This window comes from Pseudomonas oryzae (genome assembly GCF_900104805.1).
GTDB lineage: Bacteria > Pseudomonadota > Gammaproteobacteria > Pseudomonadales > Pseudomonadaceae > Geopseudomonas > Geopseudomonas oryzae.
Window position 1 is genome coordinate 2,136,472 of sequence record NZ_LT629751.1, and the last position, 16,187, is coordinate 2,152,658.

12 protein-coding genes and 1 tRNA gene are annotated in these 16,187 nt (G+C 69.3%); 5 read left to right on the top strand and 8 right to left on the bottom strand.

The window, feature by feature from the left end:
* Positions 1-13: 13 nt before the first annotated feature.
* Both BLT78_RS09495 and BLT78_RS09500 read right to left on the bottom strand, forming a co-directional pair.
* Positions 14-706: a DUF6901 family protein gene (locus BLT78_RS09495; RefSeq protein ID WP_090348745.1), complete on the bottom strand. Its 693-nt coding sequence runs from the start codon at positions 704-706 to the stop codon at positions 14-16.
* A 27-nt stretch (positions 707-733) separates the two neighbouring features.
* Positions 734-2,644 (bottom strand): ATP-binding cassette domain-containing protein, encoded by a 1,911-nt coding sequence (locus tag BLT78_RS09500; protein ID WP_090348746.1) that lies wholly within the window; start codon positions 2,642-2,644, stop codon positions 734-736.
* Positions 2,645-2,781: 137 nt separating this feature from the next.
* Between BLT78_RS09500 and BLT78_RS09505 the strand changes: the two genes are divergently transcribed.
* On the top strand, positions 2,782-4,710 hold the full coding sequence (locus BLT78_RS09505) for a transglycosylase SLT domain-containing protein (protein ID WP_090352234.1): 1,929 nt from the start codon (positions 2,782-2,784) through the stop codon (positions 4,708-4,710).
* A 98-nt stretch (positions 4,711-4,808) separates the two neighbouring features.
* Here the strand turns inward: BLT78_RS09505 and BLT78_RS09510 are convergent, their stop codons facing one another.
* Together BLT78_RS09510 and BLT78_RS09515 are read right to left on the bottom strand one after the other, a co-directional pair.
* Positions 4,809-5,615: an MOSC domain-containing protein gene (locus BLT78_RS09510; RefSeq protein ID WP_090348747.1), complete on the bottom strand. Its 807-nt coding sequence runs from the start codon at positions 5,613-5,615 to the stop codon at positions 4,809-4,811.
* Positions 5,616-5,643: 28 nt separating this feature from the next.
* Complete coding sequence (locus BLT78_RS09515; RefSeq protein ID WP_090348748.1) at positions 5,644-6,231, bottom strand: helix-turn-helix domain-containing protein; 588 nt, start codon at positions 6,229-6,231, stop codon at positions 5,644-5,646.
* Positions 6,232-6,335: 104 nt separating this feature from the next.
* Between BLT78_RS09515 and BLT78_RS09520 the strand changes: the two genes are divergently transcribed.
* The gene (locus BLT78_RS09520; RefSeq protein ID WP_090348749.1) at positions 6,336-7,511 is read left to right on the top strand and encodes a benzoate/H(+) symporter BenE family transporter; all 1,176 of its coding nucleotides are present in this window, start codon (positions 6,336-6,338) and stop codon (positions 7,509-7,511) included.
* 196 nt (positions 7,512-7,707) lie between these two features.
* On the opposite strand, the gene uvrB is transcribed toward BLT78_RS09520, so the two are convergent.
* Positions 7,708-9,723 carry an excinuclease ABC subunit UvrB gene (gene uvrB / locus BLT78_RS09525; RefSeq protein WP_090348750.1) on the bottom strand — a complete coding sequence of 672 codons (2,016 nt, stop codon included), beginning with the start codon at positions 9,721-9,723 and terminating at the stop codon, positions 7,708-7,710.
* Positions 9,724-9,979: 256 nt separating this feature from the next.
* Here uvrB and BLT78_RS09530 point away from each other — a divergent pair, with 256 nt between their 5' ends.
* The 3 genes from BLT78_RS09530 (at position 9,980) to BLT78_RS09540 (ending at position 11,746) form a co-directional block, all read left to right on the top strand.
* Positions 9,980-11,176, top strand: coding sequence for an amino acid aminotransferase (locus BLT78_RS09530; RefSeq protein ID WP_090348751.1), 1,197 nt, complete (start codon positions 9,980-9,982; stop codon positions 11,174-11,176).
* A 71-nt stretch (positions 11,177-11,247) separates the two neighbouring features.
* Positions 11,248-11,323 (top strand) — tRNA-Asn (locus tag BLT78_RS09535).
* Between the two features lie 171 nt (positions 11,324-11,494).
* Entirely contained in the window at positions 11,495-11,746 is a 252-nt protein-coding gene (locus BLT78_RS09540; RefSeq protein WP_090348752.1) for a hypothetical protein, read from the top strand.
* Positions 11,747-11,760: 14 nt separating this feature from the next.
* Here BLT78_RS09540 and BLT78_RS09545 read toward each other — a convergent pair whose 3' ends face one another.
* Genes BLT78_RS09545 through BLT78_RS09555 form a run of 3 tightly spaced genes read right to left on the bottom strand, consistent with a single transcriptional unit; the run spans position 11,761 to position 16,174 of the window.
* The gene (locus BLT78_RS09545) at positions 11,761-12,777 is read right to left on the bottom strand and encodes an efflux RND transporter periplasmic adaptor subunit (RefSeq protein ID WP_090348753.1); all 1,017 of its coding nucleotides are present in this window, start codon (positions 12,775-12,777) and stop codon (positions 11,761-11,763) included.
* Between the two features lie 10 nt (positions 12,778-12,787).
* Complete coding sequence (locus tag BLT78_RS09550; protein WP_090348754.1) at positions 12,788-14,857, bottom strand: TolC family protein; 2,070 nt, start codon at positions 14,855-14,857, stop codon at positions 12,788-12,790.
* On the bottom strand, positions 14,858-16,174 hold the full coding sequence (locus tag BLT78_RS09555; RefSeq protein WP_231975759.1) for a glycosyltransferase family 2 protein: 1,317 nt from the start codon (positions 16,172-16,174) through the stop codon (positions 14,858-14,860).
* Between the last annotated feature and the right edge of the window lie 13 nt (positions 16,175-16,187).

Genomic DNA, 16,187 nt, shown 5'->3' on the forward strand with positions numbered 1-16,187 from the left:
GTGACAATTGCTGTCAGTAAACGCCCAGCTCGGCGCCGCTGGTCATCACCAGCGGACGGATCTTGCTGAGCTGGGCTTCCAGCGAATAGGACACGCTGGAGGCCATGGAGAAGAAGCTGAGGAAGGCCTTGAGGTTGGAGTCGTTCTCGCAGGCGTCGTGGATACGCTGCCAGAACGCCTGGTTGACCAGTTGCAACTGCTGGTAGTGACGGATCAGCCCCTTGAGCTCCCAGTCGGCATGCCGCCCTTCGCGCATGTTGTAGTACTGGCGCATCAGGTACAGCGAGACGGTGCGCAGGATGAACTCCTGGTTGCTGGCGAACGGCAGGTGCTGCTGGGCCATCGGCCGCAGGCGGCAGAGGATCGGACAGGCGCTGGTGGCCATCAGCACGCCGAGCAGCGAGCGCAGGGCCGCCTCCACGCTGACCTCCTTGAAGTACTCGCGCTCGGGAGTGAGCACGCGCACCTTGGCCTTCTTGAACGCCGGCAGGCCACGGAATGCCTCGATCACCGGATGCAGGTCGACCGCCGCCGGGCACCAGGTGTTGATCTCCTTGTTGAGCGGACAGTTGCTGCACTGCTCGTGACTGAGGCGCGTCCAGCGCGGCACATCGCCGACCCGGGAGGGGTCGTACTGTCGCTCGAGATCGACCCGATAATTGAACTCGTGATTGTCGTCCAGGGTGATCCTGTACTCGATGCTCATTCCCTACTCCGTGTCCGTATCAGCACTTCAACCTTCCAGTTCGGCCCAGCGCTCCAGCAGGCGGTCCAGCTCCTGCTGGAGATATTCCAGACGGGCCAGCGCCGCATGGGTCTGCTCCTGGGGCCGCAGATAGAAATCGGGGTTGGCGGTCTCTTCCTGCAGGGCGGCCTGCTCGCTCTCCAACGCCTCGATCTGCGCGGGCAGCGCGTCCAGTTCGCGCTGCTCCTTGTAACTCAGCTTCCTGCGTGCCGGTGCGGCCGCGGCCACCGCGGCCTTCTCCACCGGCGCCGGCTTCTCCGCCCGCACGGGCTTGTCCACCGGCTCCTTGCCGACGCCCAACAGGCGCGGCGAACCGCCCTGGCGCAGCCAGTCCTGGTAGCCGCCGACGTACTCGCGCACCTGGCCTTCGCCCTCGAACACCAGGGTGCTGGTCACCACGTTGTCGAGGAAGGCGCGATCGTGGCTGACCATCAGCACGGTACCCGGGAAGCCGAGCAGCACCTCCTCGAGCAGTTCGAGGGTTTCCACATCCAGGTCGTTGGTCGGCTCGTCCAGCACCAGCAGGTTGGCCGGCTTGCTGAACAGCTTGGCGAGCAAGAGTCGTGCCCTCTCGCCACCGGACAGCGCCTTCACCGGCGAGCGCGCGCGCTGCGGGCTGAACAGGAAGTCGCCGAGGTAGCTGAGGACGTGGCGGTTCTGGCCGTCGATGGTAATGAACTCGCGCCCCTCGGCAATGTTCTCGATCACTGTTTTCTCAGATTCGAGCTGATTGCGCAGTTGGTCGAAGTAGGCCACTTCCAGCTTGGTACCGACCTTGATGCTGCCTTCGGTCGGCTGCAGCTCGCCGAGCAGCAGCTTGAGCAGGGTGGTCTTGCCGGTGCCGTTGGCGCCGAGCAGGCCGATGCGGTCGCCACGCTGCAGGACCATGGAGAAATCGCGGATCAGCGGCTCGCCGCCGGGATGGGCGAAACTGACGTGCTCGGCGACTATGACCTGCTTGCCCGACTTGTCGGCCGTCTCGATCTGGATGCTGGCCTTGCCCTGGCGCTCGCGACGCTCGGCGCGCTCGGCGCGCATCGCCTTGAGCGCGCGCACGCGGCCCTCGTTGCGGGTGCGGCGCGCCTTGATGCCCTGGCGAATCCACACCTCCTCCTGGGCAAGGCGCTTGTCGAACAGGGCGTTGGCCGCCTCCTCCGCCGCCAGCTGCTGCTCCTTGTGCACCAGGAAGCTGGCGTAGTCGCCGTTCCAGTCGATCAGGTGGCCGCGGTCCAACTCGAGGATGCGGGTCGCCAGGCTCTGCAGGAAGGCGCGGTCGTGGGTGATGAACAGCACCGCGCCGCCGAAGCCGAGCAGCGCCTCTTCCAGCCAGGCGATGGCTCCGATGTCGAGGTGGTTGGTCGGTTCGTCGAGCAGCAGCAGGTCCGGCTCGGCGACCAGCGCCTGGGCCAGCAGCACGCGGCGACGCCAGCCGCCGGACAGCTCGGCGAGAGTCTTGTCCGCCGGCAGCTGCAGGCGGCTCAGGGTGTTCTCCACCAGCTGCTGCAGGCGCCAGCCGTCACGGGCCTCCAGCGCCTGCTGGACGCGCGACAGCTCGGCGAGGTCGTCGTCGCCCTGGATGTGCTGGGACAGGTGGTGGTAGCGGGCGATCAGCTCGCCGACCTCGGCCAGGCCCTCGGCGACCACGTCGTAGACGCTACGCTCGTCGGCCGGCGGCAGCTCCTGCGGCAGCTCGCCGATCTTCAGCGTCGGCGCGCGCCAGATCTCGCCATCGTCCGGGCGCTGCTCGCCCTTGACCAGCTTGAGCAGGCTCGACTTGCCCGTGCCGTTGCGCCCGATGATGCACACCCGCTCGCCCCTGGAGATCTGCCACGACACCTGGTCCAGCAGCGGCGTGACACCAAAGGCGAGCGACACATCGGTGAACTTGAGCAGCGTCATGGGGCGGGGTCTCCAGCGAAAGGGCGGCGCATTCTACTCGCAATCCACCAGTACCGGGGGACAATGCTTTAACCGCGCACGGCGGCAGGCTAAGCTTGTCGGCAACTGCCTTCCCGCCCGTGCCCGCCCCAATGTCCATGCGTTTCCGCTCGCTCCTCCTGTTGGCCTCGCTCGTGGCCAGTCTCGGTCAGCTTCCGCTCGCCAGCGCTGCCTCCCTCGCCCAGCAGCGCAGCCTGTACGACGAGGCCAAGCGCGCGCTCGCCAAGAACGACCCGGCCCCCTACCTGCGCTATCGCCAGGCCCTGCGCGACTACCCGCTGGAGCCGCACCTGGCCTACGACGAACTGACCCTGCGCCTGAAGAGCGCCAGCAACCGCGAGATCGAGACCTTCCTCGCCGAGCACGGCGACCTGCCGCAGATCGGCTGGATGAAGCTGCGCTGGCTGCGTTGGCTGGCCGAGCGCGGCGAATGGCAGACCTTCATCAAGCACTACAGCCCGGAGCTGGAGTTCACCGAGCTGGACTGCCTGCTCGGCGAGTACCACTACCGCCACGGCAAGCCCGGCGACGGCGCCGTGGCCGCGCAGCGCCTGTGGCTGACCGGCAAGTCGCAGCCGGAAACCTGCGACCGCCTGTTCGACCTGTGGCGCGCGCAGGGTGGGCTGACCGAGGAAATGCGCTGGAAACGCCTCAAGCTGGCCGCCGAGGAACGCAACTACGGCCTGGCCGGCTACCTGCAGAAGACCCTGGGCGGGCTCGCCGGCCAGGGCCAGCTGTTGATCGACGTGGCGCAGAAGCCCGAGCTGCTGGTGCAGCGCCAGCGTTTCGCCGGCAGCGACCGCCACACCGCCGATGCGGTCGGCCTCGGCCTGCGCCGCCTGGCGCGGCAGAACCCGGAACAGGCACTCGGCCTGCTCGAGGAGTACAGCGCCCGCCTGCCATTCTCCCACGAGGAGAAGGTGGCCATCGCCCGGCAGATCGGCCTGTCCCTGGCGAAGAACTTCGACCCCCGCGCCCTGCGGGTGATGGCCCAGTACGATCCGGATCTGCGCGACAACACGGTCAGCGAGTGGCGCGCCCGCCTGCTGCTGCGCCTCGGCCGCTGGGCCGACGTCAATCAGCTAACCCGGCAGATGCCCGGCGACCTGGCCACCAGCAACCGCTGGCGCTACTGGCAGGCGCGCAGCCTGCAGCTGGCCCAGCCCAACAGCAAGGACCCGGTGCGCCTGTACCTGCCGGTGGCCGGCGAGCGCGACTTCTACGGTTTCCTCGCCGCCGACCGGATCAACGCCCCCTATCAGCTCAACCACCGGCCGATGGCCATCGACCCGAAGGTGATGCAGAAGGTGCGCAATACCGCCGGCATCCGTCGCGCCCTGGAATTCCATGCCCGCGGCCAGATCGCCGACGGCCGTCGCGAGTGGTACCACGTCAGCCGGCTGTTCAGTCGCGAGGAGCTGGTGGCCCAGGCGCGCCTCGGCTACGAGATGGGCTGGTACTTCCCGGCGATCCGCGCGATCAGCCAGGCGCAGTACTGGGACGACCTCGACGTGCGCTTCCCGATGGCCCACCAGCACACCCTGACCCGCGAGGCGCGCAACCGCGGCCTGCACTCGAGTTGGGTGTTCGCCATCACCCGCCAGGAGAGCGGCTTCATGGCCGACGCCCGCTCCGGAGTGGGCGCCATGGGTCTGATGCAGCTGATGCCGACCACCGCCAAGGAAACCGCGCGGCGTTATGGCATCCCCTTGCGCTCGCCGCAGCAGGCGCTCAACCCCGAGGTCAACATCCAGCTCGGCGCCGCCTACCTGAGCCAGGTCTACGGCCAGTTCGGCGGCAACCGCATCCTCGCCTCGGCCGCCTACAACGCCGGCCCCGGCCGCGTGCGCCAGTGGCTGCGCGGCAACGAGCAGATGCCGTTCGACATCTGGATCGAGACCATCCCCTTCGACGAGACCCGCCAGTACGTGCAGAACGTGCTGTCCTATTCGGTGATCTACGGCGAGAAGCTCGGCTCCCCGCAGAAGCTGGTGGAGTGGCACGAGCGCGAACTGGGGCCGCAGTAAACCCCAAACGTCGTCCGTCGATGCAAAGCCTGTAGGGGCGAATTCATTCGCCTGCGCGGCTCTGTCAGGCGAATGAATTCGCCCCTACAGGGCCACCCTCAATCCAGCAGCACCACCGGCATGCCCACCTCCAGCACGCCGCTGCCGCGCTGGATCAGGTTCTGGCCGAAGTACACGCCGTCGGCGTCGCGCCGGTAGCTGGCCAGGGTCTTGAGCGGCTCGCCGTCGGCACTGCGCTCGCCGCTGTGCGGGTCGAGGGTCGGGATGGCGCAACGCGAGCACGGCTTGACCCGCTCGAACTCCACCGCGCCAATGCGCAGCCGGCCCCAGCCGTCCTCGGCGTAGGGATCGCCGCCCTCGATCACCAGGTTGGGCCGGAAGCGCAGCATCTCCAGCGGCCGGCCGACCCGCGCCGCCAGGTCGTCGAGCGAAGCCTGGCCGATCAGCAGCAGCGGAAAGCCGTCGGCGAAGCCCACCCTGTCGCCGACCTGGGCATAGGCGGTGTCCACCTGGCGCGCACGGCTGGCCGGCACGTGCACCAGCCGGCAAGCGCGGTCGAGCGCCGCGCTCAACCAGGCCGCCGCCGCGTCACCGGCATCCGGCGCCTGCAGGCTGTCGCCCCACACCGTCACCCCACGCAGCGCCTCATCGGCCGGCGGCACCGCCACCTGTAGCTGCGCCCGCCCGGGGGCGTTGAGCTCCAGGGTCTCGGCATCCAGCCAGCGCGCGCCGAGCTGCGTCATGCCGGGGAGCTGGCGCTGGGTGAGGAAGCGCCCGCTCGCGCCATCGACCACCATCCAGCGCCGGTCACCGGCCAGACCGAGCGCGTCGATCTCCGCGCGCTGCAGCAGCTCGCCGCCGAGGGATTTGACCGGGAAACGGTAGAGCGCGGAGAGTCGCAGCATGATCGCCATCCATTCGGGAAAAGGCGCTTTATAAAGCCCCGGCGGCGGCCCCACAAGGCGCCGCCCGGTAGTGGATCAGGTTGTGGAATCGCAGCGGCGTGCTGCCGCCGTTGCGGTAGGCATGTGGCCGGTCGGCGGCGAAGCGCAGGCCCTCGCTGCAGGCGACCGTCTGCCAGTGCCCGTCGATATTGATCTCCAGGCTGCCATCGAGCGGAATCACATGTTCGGTGACGCCGACGGCATGCGGCACCGACTGGTGGCTGGCCCCCGGCTGCAGCTCGACCACCAGAAACTCGATACCCAGCGCCGGATCGTAGGGAAACAGCGTACGCACCCGAATGCCGCCGTCGTCGCTCGGCCAGTCGTCGCCCGCACTGCTGCGCAGCAGCACCCCGCCCGCCTCCGGCGCATCCTCGAGCAGCCCGGAGAAGGAGACCTGAAAGCCGGCGGCGATCTTCCACAGCGTGGCCACCGTCGGGCTCGACTCGCCGCGCTCGATCTGCCCGAGCATCGCCTTGCTCACCCCGGTGGCCTGTGCCGCCCGGTCCAGGCTCCAGCCCTGCGCCTGGCGCAGCGCGCGCAAGCGTGCGGCGATTCTCCCGTTGATATCCGTCATCAGCACTCTCTCGCCCTTGTGCGCTATAGCGTACAAGGGTAACTTGCCAGCCATGTGCGTAATAACGCACAAAGTTACCCATCCCTCAAGCCCGAGGTTCGTCCATGTCCCGTTTTCCGGCTCCCAGCCATGTCAGCGCCGGCCTGATCGCCGTGCTGGTCGGCTTCACCAGCTCGGCGGTGATCGTCTTCCAGGCCGCCGCCGCAGCCGGCGCCGACGCCGCGCAGGTCAGTTCCTGGCTGTGGGCACTGTGCCTGGGCTGCGGGCTGACCAGCATCGGCCTGTCGCTGCGCTACCGCGCGCCGGTGCTCACCGCCTGGTCGACCCCCGGCGCCGCCCTGCTGGCCGGTAGCCTGGGTGGCCTGAGCATGGCCGAAGCGATCGGTGCCTTCGTCTTCAGCGCCGCGCTGATCACCCTCTGCGGCGTCACCGGGCTGTTCGCCCGGCTGATGCAGCGCATCCCCCAGGCGCTGGCGGCGGCCATGCTCGCCGGCGTGCTGCTGCGCTTCGGTCTCGAGCTGTTCGGCGCCTTCGGGCAGCAGGCGCTGCTGGTCGGCAGCCTGTTCCTCGCCTACCTGCTCGGCAAGCGCCTGCTGCCGCGCTACGCGATCCTGTTGGTGCTGCTGCTCGGCGTCGGCCTGGCCTGGCAACTCGAGTTGCTGCACTGGCAGCAGGTCGAACTGGCCGTGGCGGTGCCGCAGTTCGTCCGCCCGGAGTTCTCCTGGGCGGCGCTGGTCGGCGTCGGCGTCCCGCTGTTCGTGGTCACCATGGCCTCGCAGAACCTGCCCGGCGTGGCGGTGCTGCGCACCTCGGGCTACGAGCGGGTGCCGGTGTCGCCGCTGATCACCTGGACCGGCCTGGCCAGCCTGCTGCTCGCGCCGTTCGGCGGCTTCGCGGTGAATCTCGCGGCGATCACCGCGGCGATCTGCGCCGGCCCCGAGGCCGGCCAGGAACCGCAGCGGCGCTACTGGGCGGCGGTGTGCGCCGGCGTCTGCTACCTGCTGATCGGTCTGTTCGGCGCCACCGTGGCCAGCCTGTTCGCCGCTTTCCCGCAGGCGCTGATTCTCGCCATCGCCGGCCTGGCGCTGCTGGTCACCCTGAGCAACAGCCTGGCCGGCGCGCTGCAGGACGTGCGCCAGCGCGAGCCGGCGCTGATCACCTTCCTGGTCACCGCCTCGGGGCTGAGCCTGCTCGGCGTCGGCGCGGCGTTCTGGGGGCTGGTCGCCGGCGGACTGGCCAGCGTGGTGCTGAATGGCAACCTGAGCCGTAGGGTGGGTTAGGCCGCAGGCCGTAACCCACCGATCGGACCATTGCGCGACCTCCCGGTCGCGCTGGTGGGTTACGCCGCTGCGCGACTAACCCACCCTCCCCGGCTGAGCCGGCCTGTTCGGGGCAGCAGACCGTCGGGGTCGCCATGCGCACCACTGCCTGGATGGTACGCACGGCGTACCCTAGCGAACCCTGCGACTGCGCCTCCTACAGCGCCAGCAACCGCTCGCGCAGCTTCTGGATCTCGTCGCGCAGCTGCGCCGCAGCCTCGAACTCGAGGTCGCGGGCCAGCTGGAACATCTTCTCCTCCAGCAGGCGGATGCGCTTGGTGATCTCGCTCGGCGAGTTGAGCGCCGCCTCGTAGCGGGCACTCTCCTCCGCCGCCTTGGCCGCCGCGCCGCGCTTGCGGCTGCGTGCGCCGGGCACCACGGCACCCTCGAGGATGTCCTGCACGTCCTTCTTCACCCCCTGCGGCACGATGCCGTGCGCCTCGTTGAAGGCGATCTGCTTGGCGCGGCGCCGCTCGGTCTCGTCGATGGCGCGCTGCATCGAGCCGGTCACGTGGTCGGCGTAGAGGATCGCCCGGCCGTTGAGGTTGCGCGCGGCGCGGCCGATGGTCTGGATCAGCGAGCGCTCGCTGCGCAGGAAGCCCTCCTTGTCGGCGTCGAGGATCGCCACCAGCGACACCTCGGGCATGTCCAGTCCCTCGCGCAGCAGGTTGATACCGACCAGCACGTCGAAGGCGCCGGTACGCAGGTCGCGGATGATCTCCACCCGCTCCACGGTGTCGATGTCCGAGTGCAGGTAGCGCACCTTGACGTCGTGGTCGCCCAGGTAGTCGGTGAGGTCCTCGGCCATCCGCTTGGTCAGGGTGGTGACCAGCACGCGCTCGCCGGCGGCCACGCACTTGCGGATCTCCGAGAGCAGGTCGTCGACCTGGGTGGTCGCCGGGCGCACCTCCAGCTGTGGGTCGACCAGGCCGGTGGGGCGCACCACCTGCTCGATCACCCGCCCGGCATGCTCGCCCTCGTAGGGGCCGGGAGTCGCGGAGACGAAGATGGTCTGCGGGCTGATCGCCTCCCACTCCTCGAAGCGCAGTGGGCGGTTGTCCAGCGCCGAGGGCAGGCGGAAGCCGTACTCGACCAGGGTTTCCTTGCGCGAGCGGTCGCCCTTGAACATGGCGCCGACCTGCGGCACGGTGACGTGCGACTCGTCGATCACCAGCAGGGCGTTGTCCGGCAGGTAATCGTAGAGGGTCGGCGGCGCCTCGCCCGGCGCGCGGCCGGACAGGTAGCGCGAGTAGTTCTCGATGCCGTTGCAGTAGCCCAGTTCGAGGATCATCTCCAGGTCGAAGCGGGTGCGCTGCTCCAGGCGCTGCGCCTCGACCAGCTTGTCGTGAGTGCGCAGGTACTCCAGACGGTCCTTGAGCTCGACCTTGATCTGCTCCACCGCCTCCAGCAGGGTCTCGCGCGGAGTGACGTAGTGGCTCTTGGGATAGAAGGTGAAGCGCGGCAGCTTGCGGATCACCTCGCCGGTCAGCGGATCGAAGGCGGCGATGCTCTCCACCTCGTCGTCGAACAGCTCGATGCGGATCGCCTCCAGCTCGGATTCGGCGGGGAAGATGTCGATCACGTCGCCGCGCACGCGGAAGGTGGCGCGGGCGAAGTCCATGTCGTTGCGGGTGTACTGCAGCTCGGCGAGGCGGCGCAGCAGCGCGCGCTGGTCGAGGTGGTCGCCACGGTCGACGTGCAGGACCATCTTCAGGTAGCTGGCGGGATCGCCGAGGCCGTAGATCGACGACACGGTGGCGACGATGATCGCGTCCGGCCGCTCGAGCAGCGCCTTGGTCGCCGACAGGCGCATCTGCTCGATGTGATCGTTGATCGAGGCGTCCTTCTCGATGTAGGTGTCCGAGGACGGCACGTAGGCTTCCGGCTGGTAGTAGTCGTAGTAGGAGACGAAGTACTCCACCGCGTTGTCCGGGAAGAAGCTCCTGAACTCGCCGTACAGCTGCGCCGCCAGGGTCTTGTTGGGCGCGAGGATCAGCGTCGGCCGCTGCACCCTGGCGATCACGTTGGCGATGCTGAAGGTCTTGCCCGAACCGGTCACGCCGAGCAGGGTCTGGTGCGACAGGCCGGCCTCCAGGCCCTCGACCATCTGGCGGATCGCCTCCGGCTGATCGCCGGCCGGCTTGAAGCGGGTGACTAGCTTGAACCTGGACATGAGAACCCTCGAAGAAGCGCAACCGTCCTCGCCAGACGGCGTGATGCACCGGACATGGCCACCGACCGCCGGGCCGGATGCCGCCCGGCCGATCCCGTGCGCCAGTTTGTCGCACGAATGGCCATTTTCGCCGCACCAGTATATCGCTCTGCCGGACAGCCCCACCTATAATGTCGCCCCGTCTGCGCAACCCCTGGCCCGGTGATGGCCGGGCGTTGCATCGCCCGTCACCTTCATACTCACAGAGCTGCCGCACATGAGTCTGTTCTCCGCCGTCGAAATGGCGCCCCGCGACCCCATCCTGGGCCTCAACGAAGCCTTCAACGCCGACACCCGCCCGGGCAAGATCAACCTGGGCGTGGGCGTGTACTTCACCGAAGAAGGTCGCATTCCGCTGCTGCGCGCCGTGATCGAGGCCGAGAAGGCCCGCCTGGAGGCCAAGGCGCCGCGCGGCTACCTGCCGATCGAGGGCATCGCCGCCTACGACAGCGCCGTGCAGAAGCTGCTGTTCGGCGAGGACTCGCCGCTGCTGGCCGAAGGCCGCGTGGTCACCACCCAGTCGCTGGGCGGCACCGGCGCGCTGAAGACCGGCGCCGACTTCCTCAAGCGCCTGCTGCCCGACGCCGTGGTGGCGATCAGCAATCCGAGCTGGGAGAACCACCGCGCGCTGTTCGAGTCCGCCGGCTTCCCGGTGCAGAACTACAGCTACTACGACGCCGCCAGCAACGGCCTGAACCTCGCCGGCATGCTCGCCGACCTGCGCGCGCTGCCGGCGCAGTCGATCATCGTGCTGCACGCCTGCTGCCACAACCCGACCGGCGTCGACCTGTCCGCCGACGACTGGAAGCAGGTGCTGGAAGTGGTCCGCGAGCGCAACCACGTGCCCTTCCTCGACATCGCCTACCAGGGCTTCGGCGACGGCATCGCCGAGGACGCCGAGGCGGTGCGCCTGTTCGCCGAATCCGGCCTGCAGTTCTTCGTCTCCAGCTCCTTCTCCAAGTCGTTCTCGCTGTACGGCGAGCGCGTCGGCGCGCTGTCCATCGTCACCGCCTCGAAGGACGAGGCCGGCCGCGTGCTGTCGCAGGTCAAGCGGGTGATCCGCACCAACTACTCCAACCCGCCGACCCACGGCGCCAGCGTGGTCGCCGCGGTGCTCAACAGCCCCGAACTGCGCGCCATGTGGGAAGAGGAACTGGGCGAGATGCGCCAGCGCATCCGCAGCCTGCGCAACGGCATGGTCGAGCAGCTGGCCGCCCTCGGCGCCAAGCGCGACTTCAGCTTCGTCGCCCGCCAGCGCGGCATGTTCTCCTACTCAGGCCTCACCGCCGATCAGGTCGAGCGTCTGAAGAACGAGTTCGGCATCTACGCCGTCAGCACCGGCCGCATCTGCGTCGCCGCGCTGAACAGCAAGAACCTCGAAGTGGTCACCCGCGCCATCGTCGAGGTGCTCTGATCCGGAAGGCGAAGTCGACACCGCAAGGGTGTTGACTTCGCCTTAGAAATCAGTAAGATACGCCTCGTTGTTCCGCGATAGCTCAGTCGGTAGAGCAAATGACTGTTAATCATTGGGTCCCTGGTTCGAGTCCAGGTCGCGGAGCCAGATTTCAAAGCCCCAGGTGAAAGCCTGGGGCTTTTTTATTGCCCGCCCTGCGCCATCCTCCACCCCGCCGCTGCCCCGCGGCAAGTTTCCCCGCCTGCACCAGCACGAATCTGGCCTAAGGTTTTAGCTACGCCCTGCCACCCGGCCAGGCGCCAGAGGGGGGACCGCAAGATGACCATTCGCACGCTCAAGCAATCCCAGGGCTACACCGGCCAGGCGCAGGACGAGCTGGAGGTGATCACCGACGGCGCCATCGTGGTCAGCTACAACACCGTGCGCGCCGACGGCGACGTGTGCTGGCGGCGCTACGATCAGGAAGACGACTGGCACGATCTGCCCTACACCTCGGCCGAGCTGCCGGCCAGCCACGAGCGCATCATCGAGTTCGTGCGCGACTACCTCGACCTCAACGAGGAGGACTGAGCCCCTCGCGCCGATCAGTCGTCCAGCGCCAAGGTACGCCACCAGTCGCGGGGAAAGCGCGCCTGCAATCCCAACTGGTTGACCCGCCACAGCTCGGCGAGCGCCTCGGTGGGCTCCACCAGTACCAGCAGCGTGCGCGCCGCCGAGGCGAACGGCGGCAGCAGCTCCGCCGGCACCCGCGCGGTGTCGTGGACCTGGCGGACCACGCGGGCGGCCTGCCAGGAGCCGTCGGGCAGTCGCAGGGCCAGCTCCTGCCCGGGCTGTGCGTAGGCCGCATGACGGGCCGGCAGATACACCCAGACCTGCTCCTGCTGACGCCGCTCGAGGGTCAGCAGCGGCAGGCCCGCCGCCACGCTCTCGCCGGCACCGACCTGGATGTCCAGCACCCGCCCCGCCTCCGGCGCCCGTACCTCGAGCCCGGCCAGCTGCTGCTCCAGCCAGCGCCGCTCCAGACGACGCTGCACGGCGGATGCCGGCTCCGGCGGATCCTGCCGCTGCTGGAACTGCAGCAACTCCAGACGACGCGCATCGCGCTCGCTCTCCAGGCGGAACAGCTCGCCCCGCGTCGCCGCCCCCAGCGCCAGCAGCCGGCGCGCCTCGCCCAGACGCTGCTCGGCATCCGCCAGGGCCTTGCCCAGCAGCTCGCGCTCGCTCGCCGGCGGGACCGCCGCCAGGCTTGCCCCAGAGTCCGCCAGCAGCGCCAGACGCTGGCGCCACTCGGGATTGTCAAGGCGCATCAGCAGCTGCCCCTCGGCCACCAGCTCGCCGGGCTCGATCAGGATCTCGCGGATCTGCGCCGCCGCGAAGGCCCGCACCTGCAGGCTGGGCACGTACAGCCGCGCCGGCGCCTCGATGCGAGCCAGGCTCAGCAACCAGTGGCCGACCAGCCACAACAGCGGGCTGGCCACCAACAGCAGCAGCAGGTACCAGCGCAGGCGGAAGGCCATGCGCTTGCCCGGCGCATACAGCACCTGCAGGCCCTGCTCTTCGGCGGGACGGGTTTCCTTGGGACTGTCGAAACGGACCTTCATGGGCGAATGCTCAACGGGGATAGTGGGACCAGGCCTGCCAGTCGATGCCGGCCAGCGCCACGGGCTGCAGCTGTGCCCGCCAGCGCTCGGCCAGATCCTGAAGTTCGGCGGCGCGGCGCCCGGCCAGGCTTTCCGTAGCCGGCAGCTGCGGCTCCACGCTCTGCGCCAGACGGAAGCGCAGCGCCGGCCAGCGCCGGGCGATGGTCGTGGCCAGCTCGGCGCTGCGCGCCGGATTGCTGGTGTAGATCATCAGGCTGACCTGGCTCACGCCCAGTTGCGGCAGGGCGCAGGGCACGCAGACCTCGCCGCTGCGCTCGACGAACCAGCGGGAATGGCTGGACAGCTCCAGCGGCCAATCGCTCGCCCGCGCAGCCAGCGCCAGGGTGTCCAGCCAGTCGCGCAGGCGTTGCTCGGGGACCGGCCAGCCCAGTTGCTCGACCTCCAGATCGAGATGCAGGGCGGCGAACGGCAGCCCGGCCAGCTCTTCCAGCAGGCGCTGCAGTGCGCCGCGCCCCACCGGCAGCAGCCAGTGCGGATCGCCGAGCAGCAGCACCGGCTGCATGCCGCGCCCACGGCTGTCCTGCAGCAGCCCGTGCAGCGCCTGGCGCAGGGCCGGCAGGCTGGCGACCTGCTCGGCGCTCAGGCCGATGTACAGACGCTGCATGCCGGCCCGCTGCAGCGCATCCAGTTCGTCACGCCGGCGTCGCGCATCGAGCAGCGCACCGCTGTCCCAGATGTACACACCCTGGCTCCAGCCAGCGGGGGCCGACGCGGCGCCCGACTGGTCCTGCCAGTGCGTCCGGCTCTCGCCCAGCAGGCTTGCCGCGGCGGGATCGTCCTCGACGAACAGCTGCAGCGCCGCCTCGCTCAGCCACAGCGCATGCCAGGCTGCGACCCTTTCCAGCAGCGCCTCGCCGTAGTCGAGATCGGCCACCTGCCGCGACAGGACGCCATCCTCGCCGTCCAGCAGGCTGCGCTGCAGGCGCTCGGCCTGGCGCAGACGCCGGCTGTCCAGACGCTCGCGCTGCCACTGCAGGTTCTCCAGTGCCTCGCGGTGCTCGCGCCAGGCTTGCAGCAGCTCCCGCCCCAGGGCATGGCGTTCGGCTTCCAGCGATGCCTGCGCCGCCCGATAGCGCGCTTCCTGCTCCTGGCGCTGCGCACGGCCGTAGTCCAGCACGTCGAAGGGCGCCGAGACGTCCAGGCTGACCGCCCAGTCACCCCCCTCTTCCGCCAGCCGGCTACGCCGCTCGAAGCCGCGCCCGAGGCTCACCGTGGATTCCAGTGCCGCATACCAGGGCAGCTCGCGCTGCTGCCCGGCCACCGCCAGCCGGCTCTGCCGCTCGGCGACTCGCGGGTGGCGCGCGAGCACCTGCTGCCACTGCGGCCAAGGCTGCGGACGGCTGGCGAGGGCGTCGGCTGTCGGGCGCGCGTCGACCGGCAGCGGCCGTCCGGCCAGCTCGCCGAGCCAGTCGCGGGCCAGGGCGCGATTGTCGTCGGCATCGGCACAGCGCCGCTCGAGGCGTCTCCAGCGCTCGCGCAGCAGCGCGGCCTCGGAGGCCAGCATCCAGCCGCTCGCGGTACGCGCCTCGAGAACCGACAGCGCCTCGCCGGCAGCCGGGCGAATGCCCCGGCACAGGGCGCGCTCCTCCTCGACCCGCCACCAGTCGGCGTAGGCGCTGCGCAGTTGCAGGCGCTGCTCGGCACGCAGCACGGCGAGGCGCAGGCGCTGCGCTTCCTCGCCGTGCAGGGCGGCCTGCACCTGGGCCAGCCGGCGATGCAGGCTGCCCAGCAGCGGGTGACGCACGCCCAGCGCCAGGCGCCGGCCACTGTAGTCGTCGCGCGCCCCCTCCTCGCCCAGCTCGCGATAGCTGCCGGCGCTGGCGCCGCCGAACAGCTGCCAACCGGCCTCGGCGCGCCGCTGCGCGGTCGCCGCCTGCAGGGCCTCCAGCTCAGCATCGCCCTGACGCAGGTCCGGCGCCCCGGCGGCCTGCGCCAGCAGCTCGGCCAGCGGCAACGGCTCGGCCCGCAGGGACAGCGCAGGCAGCAGGGTGACGAACAGCAGCAGAGTCGCGCGGATCATTCAGAACCTTTTGGCCTTCTTCAGCACCCACCAGGGCGCCATGCTGCTTTCCTCGTGGCCACGACGCAGCATCTCGTTGAGGGTGGCCACCGCGCTCCAGCAGCGCATGAGCAGCATGCACAGCGGGAAGATCAGCACCACCGGCAGCAGGCGCAGATCCTGGCGGGGCCGTTCGGAAACGGCCAGCAACAGCACCAGGTACAGCAGCAGGGTGCTGGCGAGATAGATCAGGTAGATCAGCCCGCCCAGCACCAGCAGCACAGGCCAGGGCAGCAGGAGCAGGCCGAACAGGCAGTAGCCGAGAATGATGAAGGGCAGCACCAGCTGGAAGAACAGGCCGCCGAACAGGGTCATCAGGAAGTTCGGCCAGCCCAGCAGGCGCGGCGACAGGCTGTGGCGGTGCTTGCGCACGTAGAGGAAGTACAGGTCGCCATCCCAGCGCAGGCGCTGCCGGAGCAGCTGCAGCAGGGTCACCGGCGCATCGGTGTGCCCGATCGCCCGCGGCTCGAAGGGAATGCGCAGGCCGTCGCGGGCGAAGTAGTTCTTGATGCGCAGGGTGATGTCCAGGTCTTCCGCAGTGTGGGTGTCCCAGCCGCCGATCTTGTCGAGCACGCTGCGGCGGAACGCGCCGAAGGCCCCGGAGATGTTGTTGACCAGGTTCCACTCGCCGAGGCCGACCTTGGCCAGGTGGATGGACAGCAGGTACTCGAGGGCCTGCACCGCGGTGACCCACGAGCTGCCGGCGTTGCGCACGCGCAGGCTGCCGGCCACCGCCGGCACGCGCGGATCGGCGAAGTGGCGGACCATGGCGCCGACCATGTCGTTGTCGAACGAGGTGTCGCCATCCAGGGCCATGACGATTTCCCCGGTGGCGTAGACCAGCCCGGCGTTCAGCGAGGAGACCCGGCCACCGCGCTGCCACTTGGCGATCGGCCGCAGCAGGCGGCGCGGATGGCGCAGGAGATCGACGCGGAATTCGCGGATGGCGCGCAGGGTCTCCTGGTTCACCGCAGCCCCGTCGACCACCGGAATCATCTCGATATCGCCGGGGTAGACCTGCTCGCACAGGCTTTCCAGGGTCTTGCGCACATCCCGGCCTTCGCTGTAGCAGGTGATGATGCAGGAGACCCGCGGGCGATAGCTGCCCGAGTGCGGCTGAAGGAAGCGCTGGCGGGTGAACCAGCGCAGCACCCCGAGCAGGACCAGCAGGTTGAGCGGCACCTCGAGCAGCAAAAAGGCCGGGAACAGGCTGACCAGCAGCGCCGTCGCACCCCCCTCCCTGGCAACTTCCGCATACAGGCCGAAGGCTACGGCCATGACGTCATCCATG

What these genes read in the sequence shown, in the direction of transcription:
- BLT78_RS09495 (WP_090348745.1), bottom strand. Translation starts at nt 706, where the DNA reads ATGAGCATCGAGTACAGGATCACCCTGGACGACAATCACGAGTTCAAT.
- BLT78_RS09500 (WP_090348746.1), bottom strand. Translation starts at nt 2,644, where the DNA reads ATGACGCTGCTCAAGTTCACCGATGTGTCGCTCGCCTTTGGTGTCACG.
- BLT78_RS09505 (WP_090352234.1), top strand. Translation starts at nt 2,782, where the DNA reads ATGCGTTTCCGCTCGCTCCTCCTGTTGGCCTCGCTCGTGGCCAGTCTC.
- BLT78_RS09510 (WP_090348747.1), bottom strand. Translation starts at nt 5,615, where the DNA reads ATGCTGCGACTCTCCGCGCTCTACCGTTTCCCGGTCAAATCCCTCGGC.
- BLT78_RS09515 (WP_090348748.1), bottom strand. Translation starts at nt 6,231, where the DNA reads ATGACGGATATCAACGGGAGAATCGCCGCACGCTTGCGCGCGCTGCGC.
- BLT78_RS09520 (WP_090348749.1), top strand. Translation starts at nt 6,336, where the DNA reads ATGTCCCGTTTTCCGGCTCCCAGCCATGTCAGCGCCGGCCTGATCGCC.
- uvrB (WP_090348750.1), bottom strand. Translation starts at nt 9,723, where the DNA reads ATGTCCAGGTTCAAGCTAGTCACCCGCTTCAAGCCGGCCGGCGATCAG.
- BLT78_RS09530 (WP_090348751.1), top strand. Translation starts at nt 9,980, where the DNA reads ATGAGTCTGTTCTCCGCCGTCGAAATGGCGCCCCGCGACCCCATCCTG.
- BLT78_RS09540 (WP_090348752.1), top strand. Translation starts at nt 11,495, where the DNA reads ATGACCATTCGCACGCTCAAGCAATCCCAGGGCTACACCGGCCAGGCG.
- BLT78_RS09545 (WP_090348753.1), bottom strand. Translation starts at nt 12,777, where the DNA reads ATGAAGGTCCGTTTCGACAGTCCCAAGGAAACCCGTCCCGCCGAAGAG.
- BLT78_RS09550 (WP_090348754.1), bottom strand. Translation starts at nt 14,857, where the DNA reads ATGATCCGCGCGACTCTGCTGCTGTTCGTCACCCTGCTGCCTGCGCTG.
- BLT78_RS09555 (WP_231975759.1), bottom strand. Translation starts at nt 16,174, where the DNA reads ATGGCCGTAGCCTTCGGCCTGTATGCGGAAGTTGCCAGGGAGGGGGGT.